This window comes from Micromonospora siamensis, from assembly GCF_900090305.1.
GTDB classification, from domain to species: Bacteria; Actinomycetota; Actinomycetes; order Mycobacteriales; family Micromonosporaceae; genus Micromonospora; species Micromonospora siamensis.
This window is the reverse complement of record NZ_LT607751.1, coordinates 4,451,631-4,463,974: the sequence shown is the minus strand read 5'-3', so window position 1 is coordinate 4,463,974 and position 12,344 is coordinate 4,451,631. Positions and strand designations below refer to the sequence as shown.

Here is a 12,344-nt window from a genome sequence, read left to right as displayed (position 1 = left end):
ACCGACGGAGGGTGCCCCGGTGGCGCGGGCGTCAGGTCCGCCGGACGGTGAGGCGTTCGGCGAGTTCGCGGGCGTGCGCGGCGGCCGGCGGGCCCCGCTCGGGGTCCGGCGCCTCGGAGAGGAAGACCAGCGCCAGCATGACCGCCGTGTCGAGCCGGCAGGCGAGCATCGCGGTGGCGTCCTCGGGCGGCGCCTCCCGGACAGTGGCGTAGCCGGCCCGCAGCGCCTCGACGTCCAGCTCGTTCTCGGCGTACCGGGCGTACTCGGTGAGCCGGGCGAACTCGACCACCGGGTCGGCGATCAGCGCGTTCGACCAGTCGAGCAGGGCCCGCACCCGGCCGTGGTGGCGGCGCAGGTTGGCGCTGCGTACGTCCAGGTGGACCAGGGATCGCCCGGTGAGGCTCGCGAGGTGGTCGGCCAGCACGGCCCGGTCGGGCGGCGCGGGCCAGTCGGGTACCAGCCGGCCCACCTCGCGCCAGCGGCGCTCCAGCCGGGCCCGGATCACCTCGGCGCAGCTCTGCTCCCCGGTGGCGGCCGGCGCGAGGCGCGGGGCCGGCAGGCCGTGCAGGCGGGCGAGCAGCCGGCCGAGGTCGCCGTTGTCGAGCGGGCTGCCGTCGTCGTCGACGTAGCGCGAGACGAGCACGTCGGGAACGTCGGGCGGGTCGGCGAGGTGCAGGTGCAACGGCTCGGCCACCGGGAGACCGAGGCCGGTGAGGTGCCGGGTGATCTCGTACTCCTTGACCAGGAGGGCGCGCGTGTCCACGTCGGGATCGTTGGCGTTCGAGTCGAACCGCCGTGGCGCGAGCCGCAGCACCACCGCCCGGCCCTCGGCGTCCCGGGCCCGGTAGACGGTGAACTCCAGCCCCCGGCCGACCAGTCGTACGTCGTCCAGCCGCCAGCCGTCGGCGAGCTTCTCGACGGTGTCCTGCGCGATCTCCATGGCTCTGTCCTCGCCCCATCGGCAGATCTGGATCATGCCGAACCTATCCCAGGCCCTCCACCGGCACCAGCCTCGTCCGGCCGGCGCGGACCGGACTGGATCTTCGTCCACTGCGGACGTACGGTGGGTTCCATGTGCATCGATGCGCGGTGGCGCGGCGGCGTGGCGGCCCGGTCATGAGCGGACCGCCCGCCGTGACCGGAGCCGCCTGCCGGGTGCCGGCCAACAGCCCGGTGCCGCGGACCGGGCCGTTGGGCCCGCACCACCTCTACTCCTGCCCGCGCTGGCTGCACGTGCTGACGGTCGGCGGCCGTCCGCCGGGTGGCTACGCGACGGCCGGTGGGCGGGGCCTGCTGCCGGTGCACCGGGGCCTGCCCACCCGCAACCGGCGGTACGCCACCGCCACCCTGTTCCGCGACGTGCCCGGGGGAGCGCCGCCCGGCGAGTTCTGCTACGCGGGCGCCATGAGCGCCTACCAGGCCGAGGTGCCGACCCGGCCGGGCGGTGGCGGCGACGACATCGCGGCGTTGCTGGACGAGGCCGAGGCGTGGAGCGGCGGCGCCGACCGTCTGGTGGTGCCGTACCTGACCCACCGGGTCGCGTCGGCACTGCCCGCCCGGTGGGCCGACCGCCTGGTGCCCGAGGACGTCGAGGCGTGGTCGCCGCCGGGGGTGGGCACCGTGGCGGAGCTGCTGGCGGCGCTGCCGCGAAAGCAACGCCAGAACGCGCAGCGCAACCAGCGCCACTTCGACCGGTCCGGGCTGACCGCGGCTGTCGAGCCGCTCGGCGCCTGCCTGGGGGAGTTCGCCGTGCTGGCCGAGGCGGCGAGCCGCAAGCACGGGCAGCACGACGAGTCGTCCGCGCTGCGCCGGCACCTGGGGGCGATCGCCGACACGTTCGGCGCCGACGCGGTGGTCTTCACCGCCCGTGACCCGGCGGGCCCGCTGGCCGGCGCCGTCCTCGGCGTGCGGCACGACGACGACCTCTTCATGCGGATGTCCGGCTTCGACGAGGAGCGGACGAGCGGCTCCGCGGCCTACTTCAACCTGATGTACTACCTCCCGCTGGACGGCACGCCGGACCGTCCGCCGCGGGCGGTGCACTACGGTGCCGGGTCGCTCGCCCCGAAGCTCCACCATGGCGCGCGACTCAGCCCGCTGTGGACGCTGCTGCCCGCCGCGGTGGCCCCCGCGCAACGCGCCGCCGTGTACCGCCACCGGTTGGCGGCCCTCCCGGCCGAGGTCCCGGAGGGTGTCCGGCGGAGCTTCACCGACCTGCTCGACGCGGGCCACGCCGGATCCGGGGCAGGCTAGGGTGCCGGCGTCGCCCGCCGCGGTGCTCTTCGACGCGGCCGACACCCTCTTCCACAACCGGGGCCTGGCCGACCTGTTCGACGGCTGGGAACGCGACGGTGACCCGCGGCTGACCCGGGCCTGCCTGGACGCGGCGATCCGGACGGTGGGCGGGCGCGGGCTCTGGCCCGCCGACTCGGCGACCGGGTCCCAGCGCCGCGCCGCCTGGACCGACTTCTACCGCCTGGCCTTCCTGGAGGCCGGCCACCCGCCACCGGCCGCGGCGGCGTACGCGGCCGACTGCGCCGGCCAGGTCGTCGACCCGGCGGCCTACCGGCTCTTCGGTGACGTGCCCGAGGTGCTCGACGCTCTCGACGCGCAGGGTCTTCCGCTCGGCATCGTGTCGAACTTCGACCCGCTCATCTGGCCGATCCTCGACCGGTTGGACCTGCGCCGCCGCTTCGGCGCGATCGTCACCTCGTACGACGCCGGCTGCTACAAGCCCGACCCGCGGATCTTCCGGATCGCCACCGACCGGCTCGGGGTGCCCGCCGAGGACGTCCTGTTCGTCGGCGACTCGCCGTACTCCGACGTCGGCGGCGCGGCGGCGGCCGGGATGACGGCGGTGCTGGTCGACCGCACCGGAGCGCACCCCGACTTCGCCGGTCCGCGGGTCACCGACCTGCGTGCCCTCCTCCACCACCACCCGGGCGCGGAGCGTGGGTAGTCTCGCCGGGTTGACCGCCGCCGGTCCGCTGCGCACCATCGCCTGGTCCACGCTGGTCAACAACGCCGGCAACGGAGCGTTCGCGGCGACCGCCGTGGTCTATCTCAACCAGATCTGCCACATCTCCGGCTACACCATCGGCCTGGGCTTCACCGTCGCCGCCGTCGCCGGCCTGCTCGCCAGCGTCCCGGCGGGCCTGCTCGCGGACCGGGGCGACCCGGCGCGGCTCGCCGGGGCGCTGGCCGGCGCGGCCGGCCTCGCCTCCGGGCTCTACGCCGTCGTGACCGGGACGTGGTCGTTCCTCGTCGTGGCCGTGGTGTACGCGCTGCTGGAGCGCGGTTCGGTGATCGCCCGGCAGACGCTCATCGGGGTGGCCTTCACCGGTACGGAGCGGACCGCCGCCCGGGCGCTGCTGCGCTCGGTGAGCAACGTCGGGGCGGCGCTGGGCACCGGCGCCGCCGCGCTGGTCCTCGCCCTGGGCGGCGCGACGGACTACCGGATCCTGTTCGCGGTCAACGCCGGCACGTACGCGCTGGCGGGCGTCCTGCTGTCCCGGGTACGGGTGGAGCCGGACCGGACCGACGGTGCGGTGGTCGCGCCCCCGACGGGCCGGCCCGCCGGCGCGACGGTCGCCGTCCTGCGCGACCGCGCCTTCGCGGCCGTGTCGGCGGTCAACGCGCTGCTCACGGTCCACACCATCGTCCTGGAGGTCGTCCTGCCGCTCTGGGTCGTCAACCGGACCGACGCCCCCCGCACCGTCGTCGCGCTGCTCGTCGTGGTGAACACCGTGCTGGTCATCCTCTTCCAGCTTCCGGTGAGCCGTCCCTTCGGCACGGTGCCGCGTGCCATCGCCGGCCTGCGGGTCGCGGCGCTCCTGCTGTCGGCGATGTTCCTCCTGCTCTTCCTGTCGTCCCGGTTCGACCGGGTGGCGGCCGTCGGCATCCTGCTGGTGGTGGCGGCGGCGCAGACCGGCGCCGAGATGGTGCAGGGTGCGGTCTCCTGGCCCCTCGGGTACGACCTGGCCCCGCGCGGGCGCATCGGCGAGTACCAGGGCTTCTTCGGCATCGCCGAGCAGGTCGTCCAGATCGCCGGCCCGGCCGGCCTGACCTGGATCCTGTTCGCCTGGGACGGTTCCGGCGCGCTGACCCTCGCGGCGGGCTTCGCGCTGCTGGCGGTGGCGGCCCCGCCGTTCGTGCGCCGGCTCGTCGCCGGGCGGACGATCACCGAGGCCTGAACTCACCGCCCGGACAGGGCCGGTTCGACCACCATGGAACGCCGCACCTCGTCGATCACCGTCCGCAGGCGTGCCTCGACCGTCGGCCGGTCCGGTCCGGTGACGGCCAGGGTGACGACGGCCTGGCTCACGTCGCCCGGCGCCCCGAGCACCCCGTCGGCCGGCAGGTACACGTCCGGGGCGAGGATCCACGGCTCGTCCGGCAGGCGCGGCGGTCGGGTCATGGTGCCCGGGCCGGCGTAGAGCAGCAGCGACCCGGTCAGCTCGGCGGAGACCGGGATCCGCTGCGGCGGGCGGACGCCGGCCTGCGCCCGCAGGTGCGTGGCGTACAGGTCGACGCCGGTGCGGGCGTGGAAGGCCGGTGCCACGCCACCGCCGCCGACCCGGGCCGCCAGTTCGCAGAAGACCACCTCGCCGGCCGGGGTGACGAACGCCTCGAGGTGGGTGACGCCGGACAGGTACGGATGGCTGCCCAGCACGGCGGCGTTCGTGGCGAGCAGGGCGTCGGCCTCCGGCCCGTCGGGCAGGTTGACGCTGCGCAGCACGGTCGACGAGTCGGTGAACGCCGTCGTCGGGTCCAGGTAGCGGCTCACGGTGGCAGCCACGACCCGCCCGTCGCGTACGACGCTGTCCACGTGGTGCAGCACCCCGGGGACGTACTCCTCGACCTCGGTGGTCTCCGGGCCGCCGACACCGGGGGCGAGCCGCCGGATCTCGTCGACGGTGCGGGCGACGTGCACCCCGGCGGAACCGCATCCGCCCCGCGGCTTCACCACCACCGGCCCGACGTCGGCGAGGAGACGGCAGGCGGCGTCGACCGTGAACGGGGCGCATCGCGGCACCCGTACGCCCGTGCCGGCGAGATGGGCCTTCATCACCAGCTTGTCGCGGAACCGCAGCGTCCGCTCGGCGCCCAGTCCGGGAACGCCCAGCTCGTCGCGGAGCACCGCGGCGATCAGCAGGTGTTCCTCGGCGACGGTGACGACGGCGTCCGGAACGCCCACCCGGTCGACGAGGCGCCGCGCGGCGGCCGCGACGGCCGCCTCACCGTCGACGGTACGACTCGACTCGACGTGCGCGGCGGCGTGCGGCGGGAGGTCGGCGCCGACGGAGATGACGTGCACCTCGTGCGCGTCGCGCGGGAAGACGACCCCGCCCGGGCCGTCGAGGTAGCGGTGCAGGCCGGTGCGGTCGATCGCCAGGACGCGCCGGCGACGGGACTGCTCAGCCACGGTTTCCTCCAGCTTCGAGGGGGTCGAGAAGGTGGTCGTGGCCGCGCGGCAGCTCGGCCCGCACGGCGTCGAGGACCGACCGGGACACGGCCGCGCACCGGCGGGCCAGCTCGGGCGGCTCGGCGTCGACCAGTCGGACGTACGTGGTCAGCCCGCGCAGCGTGCAGCCCCGCTGCACCTTCGGGGTGTACGTGGTGTCGCCGTAGTACAGGGTGGTGGCGCCGCGGGCGACGGCCGTGTCGATGCGCGCGTAGAAGGTGAGGTTGAACCAGGTGAAGTCGTCGTCGCGGCGGCACGCGCTCAGCCGGGAGAACAGCTCCCGGCGTACCGGGTCGACGGCCAGCACCGACACCCCGCGGATGCCGGTGTCGTCGGTGGCGGACAGGACGAGGGCGCCCGGGATGGCGCGCGCCCGGTGGAGCCGGTCGGCGGCGTCCGCCAGCGTGCTCCGGTGACCGAACTTGCGGTAGTGGTCGCGGAGCAGCGCCGCCGCGCGCGGATCGTCGGCCCGCTCGGTTGGCAGCACCTCCACCCGTCCGCCGCCGGCCGCGAAGACCCGCATCTGGCGTCGGACGTTCTTGCGCTGGCCGCGCGGCAGCCGCTCCAGCACGCCGGCCAGCCCCGTCCCGTCGACGTCGAGCACCGCCTCGGGTGGTTGCGTGACCGGCTGGTATCCGGCGTCGGTGAGCCCGTCCGCCAGCTCCGTCCACTCGGCGGTACGCGGGACCGGGCCGACGGCGACGGCGGGGGCGCCCCGGTCGCGGGCCCACTCCTCGATCCGGTCCAGCAACGCCCGGTGGCCGCCGGCCGGGTCACCCACGACGGCGGGGAGCCGGGCGCCCAGGGCGCCGATGAAGACGGTGGGTCCGCTCGGCAGCCAACCGGGCGGTGAGTGCCGTTGGTCGAGCAGGTCGGCCAGCGTGTAGCCGGTACGCGGCTCGTCGGCGTCCACCAGGAGCGCCCGGGCGGCCAGCCCGCCCGCGGTGACGACCGTCGAGGCCCGCCCGACCCGGCCCCGCTCGGCGGCCATCCAGGCTTCCCGCAGCGGCAGCGCGGCGCGGGCCGCGAGGTGGCGCCACCGGTCCGCGGTGCTGTGCTGCGGGGGCATCTCAGCCGACCCGTCGATCGTGGTCGACCGCGCCGGGGGCGGCTCCGGGTGGGGCCGCACCGGGTGGGACTGCTCCAGGTGGGACGGCCGGGACGGACGCGGCGGAGCGGGCTGCGGAGCTGGGCACGACGGGGAGCACCTCCCGGGCGGGCGGGTCGCGGCGCAGCAAGCATAGGCGATCATCGCTCTTCGCGCCGTAGCGTCGGGCCGGGGTGAGATCACCCGGCGCCCACCCCGGCCGGGATTCCGACCGGCGCCGGCCAGCACGGCTCGTGGACCGGTCCCGCCCCGGCACACAGCCCCGTCCGGCCCCGGATCGGCCCGGTCCCGCCCCGGAGAGCAGCCCAGCCCGGCCCCCGATCGGCCCGGTCCCGCCCGGGGTACGGCCCGGTCCCGCCCGGGGTACGGCCCGGCCCGGCCCCGGGGCGGGGGCGCGGACCGGGCCGGTCGCGGCGGTCAGCCGGCGGTGCAGGTGGGGGTGCCGGACGGGCCGACGCCCGTGCCCTGGAAGCCGAAGTCGGTGCTGCCTGCGGCGCCGACCTGGCCGTTGTAGTCGACGTTGCGGAAGTCGACGGTCCCGGTGCTGCCGCTGGCCTGTGCGCTCCAGGTGTTGGTGACCACGGTCCCGGACGGCAGGGTGATCCGGACCGTCCACCGGCTGATCGCGGCGGAGCCGGCGGTGACGTGCACGTTGGCGACGAACCCGCCGGTCCACGACTGCAGCGACAGGCTGGCGGTGCAGCCGCTGCCCGCGGGCGGCGGCGGGGTGCTCGGCGGCGGACTGCTGGGCGGCGGGGTGGTCGTCGGCGGCGGGGTGGTGGTGCCGCCGGCGTTGAGTGCGTTCAGCACGGCGGTGTACGCGGGCTTCTTGTTACCGCCACTGTCGAAGAGCAGTGGGTTCTGCCCGGTACGCCAGGAGTCGCTGTCCCGGATGCCCCAGACCGTGATGCCGGTGCAGCGGGACACGGCCAGGCAGGCCTTGGTGACGTTGCCGTACAGGGTGGCCTGGTTGCCGCCCTGCTCGATGTCCAGCTCGGTGATCTGGACGTCCACGCCGAGGTCGGCGAAGCGTTGCAGGTTGTACTGGTAGTCGCTGGGTATGCCGGTGCCCAGGTGGGACTGGAAACCGACGCAGTCGATCGGTACGCCGCGGGCCTTGAAGTCGCGGACCATGGTGTAGACGGCGGTCGACTTCGCATTGACCCCGTCGGTGTTGTAGTCGTTGTAGCAGAGCTTCGCGCCCGGGTCGGCGGCCCGGGCGGTGCGGAACGCGACCTCGATCCAGTCGTTGCCGGTGCGTTGCAGGTTGGAGTCGCGGCGGCCGCCGCTGGTGCCGTCGGCGAACGCCTCGTTGACCACGTCCCAGGCGTAGATCTTGCCCTTGAAGTGGGTGGCGACCTGGGTGACGTGGTTCATCATGGCCGAGCGCAGGGCGCTGCCGGAGAGGTTCTGGGCCCAACCGGGCTCCTGCGAGTGCCAGAGCAGGGTGTGTCCGCGAACCCGCATGCCGTGCGCCTGGGCGTGGGAGACGATCTGGTCGGCGCCGGTGTAGCGGAACTGGCCCTGGGTGGGCTCGGTGGCGTCCCACTTCATCTCGTTCTCCGGGGTGACCGCGTTGAACTCGCGGTCCAGGATGCCGACGTACTGGCTGTCGGAGAGCTTGTACGCGGCGACCGCGGCGCCGTAGTAGCGGCCCGTCTCGGCGGCTGCCCCGCCGAGGGTGGTGCCGGCGTGCGCGGTGCTGGCCAACGCCATCGTGGCGGCGACGGCGGCGGCGGTCACCGCGACCGGCGTCAGCAGCCGGCGCCGGGAGCGGGCCGCAGGTGTGCGGTGGTCGGGGGAGTGGTCCATGGCGCTGCCTTCTCTGTGGTGGTGGGGTGCGCCGGCCCGGGCGGCGGAAGGAGAGCCGACGGCCACCGGGCGGCCGGGTCCGGTGGGGACCGCGGTCCGCGGCGGTGGGCGGGTCGGCAGGTACGGCGGCGGTCGATCGCGTGGCGTCGACGGACTCGGCTGGCCGGGTTCTCACCCGTCACCGCGCGTCGAACCGGTACGTGACCGGTGCCCTTCGAGCGGACGGTGACCGTAGGGGAGGGAAGCTTCGGCTCCTGCGCGCCGAAGATAGCATGTTATCGATAACACGCATAGCTTCACGATCGGGGCCCGGGCGACTCGTCGCCCGGGCCTTACGATCCAGATATGTCGATGGTTGTCGGTGCTCACCAGGAGGTTTCCCGCCGAGGCCGCGAAGGGCGGCCAGCCGGCCGGTCAACCGCCCGTGGCGGCGTACCGGGCGATGATCGCGCCGGTGCTGGTCACCTGGCTGTCGACCAGCCGCAGGGTCCGGTGCGCGCCGTCCCGGCCGAACAGGGGCTTCCCGCCGCCCACCAGCACCGGATCGATCATCACCCGCAGCTCGTCGAGCAGGTCGAACGCCAGCAGGCTCTGGACGAGGCCCGGGCTGCCGATCACGTGCAGGTCCCCGCCCCGCTCGGCCTTGAGGGCGCGTACGGCCGCCGCGACGTCGCCTCCCAGCAGCGTCGAGTTCCGCCAGCCCAGTGGCGCGGCGAGGGTCGTCGAGGCGACGTACTTCGGCAACGCGTTCAGCGGTTCGGCGAGTACCCGCTGCTCCTGCGGCGCGGTCGGCCAGTGCGCCGCGAAGATCTCGTACGTCCCGCGCCCCAGCAGGTAGCCCCCCGCACCGCGTACGTTCTCGACCACCCACCGCATCGACAGATCGTCGAAGTAGCGGGCGTGCCAGCCGCCGTGCGCGAAGCCACCGCTCGCGTCCTCGTCCGGGTAGCTCGGTGACTGCACCACCCCGTCCAGCGTCATCCACTCGTTCGCGATGACCTTCCGCATCCCGCCTCCTGCCGCTCGTCGTCCGCCGCCACGTGCTCGCGGGGCGGATCAGCACTGTCACCACCGGGACGGAGCCGGGTGGCGGTCCTCGACATGGGGCGAAACTCGGTTGTGGTCCGCGCTATCGTGGGCCGGGTAACCGAGGATCGGAGTGATCGTGGCAGGTGACGACGACATCTCCGGGTGAGAGCCCGGACCGGCCGCAGCCGCGCGGGTGACCGCGCCGGCGTCGCGGCCACCTTCGTCGTCCCCTGCCTGTGCCCGGGCGCCCAGGTGCGCGCCCGGTCCTCCTTCTCCGAGGTCGATCATGTCCGACGTCCGTATCGTCAGCTCCGCTCTCTCCTTCTCCTGGCCGGACGAGACTCCGGTCTTCCACGACCTGTCCTTCTCGGTCCCGGCCGGTCGTACCGGCCTGGTGGCGCCCAACGGCCGCGGCAAGTCGACCCTGCTGCGGCTGATCGCCGGGGAGCTGCGCCCGACCGCCGGCACCGTGACGGTGCACGGGGTGCTCGGCTACCTGCCGCAGCACCTGCCGTTCGCCGTCGACCAGACCGTGGCGCAGGTCCTCGGCGTCGACCGGGCCGTCGCCGCGCTGCACGCCATCGAGGCCGGTGACGCCGACGAGGAACACTTCACGGCCGTCGGCGACGACTGGGACGTCGAGGAACGCACCCACGCCGAGCTGGACCGGCTGGGCCTGGGCGAGGTGACGCTGGACCGGCGGCTGGGCACCCTCAGCGGCGGCCAGGTCGTCTCCCTCGGCCTCGCCGCGCAGCTGCTCAAGCGCCCCGACGTGCTGTTGCTGGACGAGCCGACCAACAACCTGGACCGCGACGCGCGAGAACGGCTGACCGGGGTGCTGCGCGGCTGGACGGGCTGCCTGCTGGTGGTCAGCCATGACCGGGCGCTGCTGGACGAGATGGACCGCATCGCCGCCCTCGACGACGACGGGATCCGCTGGTACGGCGGCACGTACACCGACTACGAGCAGGCGGTGGGCGCCGAGCGGGAGGTCCTCGAGCGGCAGGTCCGCACCGCCGAGCAGGACCTGAGGCGGCAGAAGCGCGAGCAGCAACAGGCCCGGGAGCGGGCCGCCCGGCGCGCCTCCACCGCCGCCCGGAACCTCCCCGACGCCGGTCTGGCCCGGATCGTCGCCGGGGGCCTGAAACGCGACGCCCAGGTCTCGGCCGGCCGGGCCAACGAGACCCACGCCGCCCGGGTCGGCGACGCCCGGGCCCGCCTCGACCAGGCCAGCCGCGCCGCCCGCCAGGACGACCGGATCGTCGTCGAGCTGCCCGACACCACCGTTCCGGTCGGCCGGACCATCTTCTCCGGCGAGCACCTCCAGGCCGAGTACCACGGTCGGCCGGTCTTCGCCGGAGCCGGCGTCGACCTGAGCATCCGGGGGCCGGAGCGGATCGCCCTCACCGGGCCCAACGGCGCCGGCAAGTCGACCCTGCTGCGGCTGGTCGGCGGGGGACAGGAAGCGGCGTCGGGGAGCGTGACCCGGGTCGACGGTCGGGTGGCGTACCTGTCCCAGCGGCTCGACCTGCTCGACCCGGCGCGTACGGTCGCGGAGAACCTTGCCGGGTTCGCCCCCGGCCTCGCCGACGCGGAGCGGATGAACCTGCTGGCCCGGTTCCTGTTCCGCGGCAGCCGGGTGCACCTGCCGGTGGGGGCGCTGTCCGGGGGTGAGCTGCTGCGGGCGACCCTCGCCTGCGTGCTGTTCACCGACCCCGCGCCGCAACTGCTGCTGCTCGACGAGCCGACCAACAACCTCGACCTGGACAGCATCGGGCAGCTGGAGGGGGCGTTGGGGGCGTACCGGGGTGCGCTGCTGGTGGTCAGCCACGACGAGCGGTTCCTGGCGGCGATCGGGGTGGACCGCTGGCTGCGGCTGGCCGACGGTCGGCTCACCGAGACCAGCGCGCCGGAGGCCGGCTGACCCCGACGAGGTCAAGGAGCAGGGTCCCGGCGAGCGGTAGGGGGTCCTTGCGGACGCCTACCGGCGGAACGTGCGACGGTAGGCGTCCGGGGGTACGCCGACGGTGCGGTGGAAGTGCCGGCGCAGCGTGGTGGCGGTTCCCATGCCGGTCGCCCGGGCGACCGCGTCGATGCTGTCCCCGGTGTTCTCCAGCAGCTCCTGCGCCCGGCGGATGCGCTGGGTGGACAGCCACCGCAGCGGGGTGGTGCCGGTCACCGCCTGGAAGTGTCGGGCCAGGTTGCGTGAGCTCATGCTGGCCCGGCGGGCCAGGTCCTCCACGGTCAGCGGACGGTCCAGCCGTTCCAGCACCCACGGGAGCAGGTCGGCGAGGGGATGGTCCTCGCGGGCCGGCACCGGGGTGGTGACGAACTGGGCCTGGCCGCCGGCGCGGTGCGGCGGCACGACCAGCCGGCGGGCGACGGCGTTGGCGACCGTGGAGCCGTGGTCCCGGCGGATCAGGTGCAGGCACAGGTCGACGGCGGCGGCCTTGCCGGCGGAGGTGAGCACCGAGCCGTTGTCGACGTAGAGCACGTCCGGGTCGACCCGTACCCGGGGGTGGCGGGCGGCCAGTGCCTCGGTGTGCGCCCAGTGCGTCGTGGCGCGCAGGCCGTCCAGCACACCCGCGGCGGCCAGCGCGAACGCGCCGGTGCAGAGCGAGACGATCCGGGCGCCCGCGTCGTGGGCCGCGCGGATGGCGGCGACCAGGTCGGCGGGCACCTCGGCGTCGACGTCCGCCACGGCAGGGACGACCACGGTGTCGGCGTCGGCGACGGCGTCGAAGCCGGCGTCCGGGTCCATCCGGAACCGGCCGACCCGGAGCGGGCCGGAGCCGCAGACCACCAGGTCGTACCACGGGTCGGCCAGGCCCGAGGGGTCACGGGCGAAGACCTCGAAGGCCATCGCGAGCTCGAAGTGCAGCATCCCGTCGGTGACGGCGAGCGCGACCACAGCCATGTCCGAAACTGTAC

The 12,344-nt window shown here is 74.7% G+C and carries 10 protein-coding genes; 4 read left to right on the top strand and 6 right to left on the bottom strand.

All coding sequences use genetic code 11. From position 1 onward, the window contains the following. Positions 1 to 31: 31 nt before the first annotated feature. A complete protein-coding gene (locus tag GA0074704_RS20610) occupies positions 32 to 940 on the bottom strand; it encodes a phosphotransferase family protein (RefSeq protein ID WP_157743745.1) in 909 nt (302 codons plus the stop codon). 176 nt (positions 941 to 1,116) lie between these two features. Here GA0074704_RS20610 and GA0074704_RS28885 point away from each other — a divergent pair, with 176 nt between their 5' ends. From GA0074704_RS28885 to GA0074704_RS20600, 3 genes are read left to right on the top strand one after another with little or no spacing between them, the layout of a single operon-like run. Further along, positions 1,117 to 2,253, top strand: coding sequence for a GNAT family N-acetyltransferase (locus GA0074704_RS28885; RefSeq protein WP_157743744.1), 1,137 nt, complete (start codon positions 1,117 to 1,119; stop codon positions 2,251 to 2,253). 1 nt (position 2,254) lies between these two features. Beyond that, positions 2,255 to 2,959 carry an HAD family hydrolase gene (locus tag GA0074704_RS20605; protein WP_157743743.1) on the top strand — a complete coding sequence of 235 codons (705 nt, stop codon included), beginning with the start codon at positions 2,255 to 2,257 and terminating at the stop codon, positions 2,957 to 2,959. Beyond that, positions 2,952 to 4,193, top strand: coding sequence for an MFS transporter (locus GA0074704_RS20600; RefSeq protein WP_157743742.1), 1,242 nt, complete (start codon positions 2,952 to 2,954; stop codon positions 4,191 to 4,193). Before GA0074704_RS20605 ends, GA0074704_RS20600 begins: the two co-directional genes overlap by 8 nt. A 2-nt stretch (positions 4,194 to 4,195) precedes the next feature. Here the strand turns inward: GA0074704_RS20600 and GA0074704_RS20595 are convergent, their stop codons facing one another. From GA0074704_RS20595 to GA0074704_RS20580, 4 genes are all read right to left on the bottom strand, one after another. Then, the gene (locus tag GA0074704_RS20595) at positions 4,196 to 5,425 is read right to left on the bottom strand and encodes an ATP-grasp domain-containing protein (protein ID WP_088972015.1); all 1,230 of its coding nucleotides are present in this window, start codon (positions 5,423 to 5,425) and stop codon (positions 4,196 to 4,198) included. Continuing rightward, positions 5,418 to 6,533, bottom strand: a complete 1,116-nt coding sequence (locus GA0074704_RS20590; protein ID WP_088972014.1) for a peptidogalycan biosysnthesis protein — start codon at positions 6,531 to 6,533, stop codon at positions 5,418 to 5,420. The genes GA0074704_RS20595 and GA0074704_RS20590 overlap by 8 nt, the downstream gene beginning before the upstream one ends. Positions 6,534 to 6,989: 456 nt before the next feature. After that, positions 6,990 to 8,384 carry an endo-1,4-beta-xylanase gene (locus GA0074704_RS20585; protein WP_088972013.1) on the bottom strand — a complete coding sequence of 465 codons (1,395 nt, stop codon included), beginning with the start codon at positions 8,382 to 8,384 and terminating at the stop codon, positions 6,990 to 6,992. 414 nt (positions 8,385 to 8,798) lie between these two features. After that, positions 8,799 to 9,392 (bottom strand): dihydrofolate reductase family protein, encoded by a 594-nt coding sequence (locus GA0074704_RS20580; protein ID WP_088972012.1) that lies wholly within the window; start codon positions 9,390 to 9,392, stop codon positions 8,799 to 8,801. Positions 9,393 to 9,699: 307 nt separating this feature from the next. Between GA0074704_RS20580 and GA0074704_RS20575 the strand changes: the two genes are divergently transcribed. After that, positions 9,700 to 11,337: an ABC-F family ATP-binding cassette domain-containing protein gene (locus GA0074704_RS20575; RefSeq protein ID WP_088972011.1), complete on the top strand. Its 1,638-nt coding sequence runs from the start codon at positions 9,700 to 9,702 to the stop codon at positions 11,335 to 11,337. A 57-nt stretch (positions 11,338 to 11,394) separates the two neighbouring features. Here the strand turns inward: GA0074704_RS20575 and GA0074704_RS20570 are convergent, their stop codons facing one another. Beyond that, positions 11,395 to 12,330, bottom strand: a complete 936-nt coding sequence (locus GA0074704_RS20570) for a helix-turn-helix domain-containing protein (protein WP_088972010.1) — start codon at positions 12,328 to 12,330, stop codon at positions 11,395 to 11,397. Positions 12,331 to 12,344: the final 14 nt, after the last annotated feature.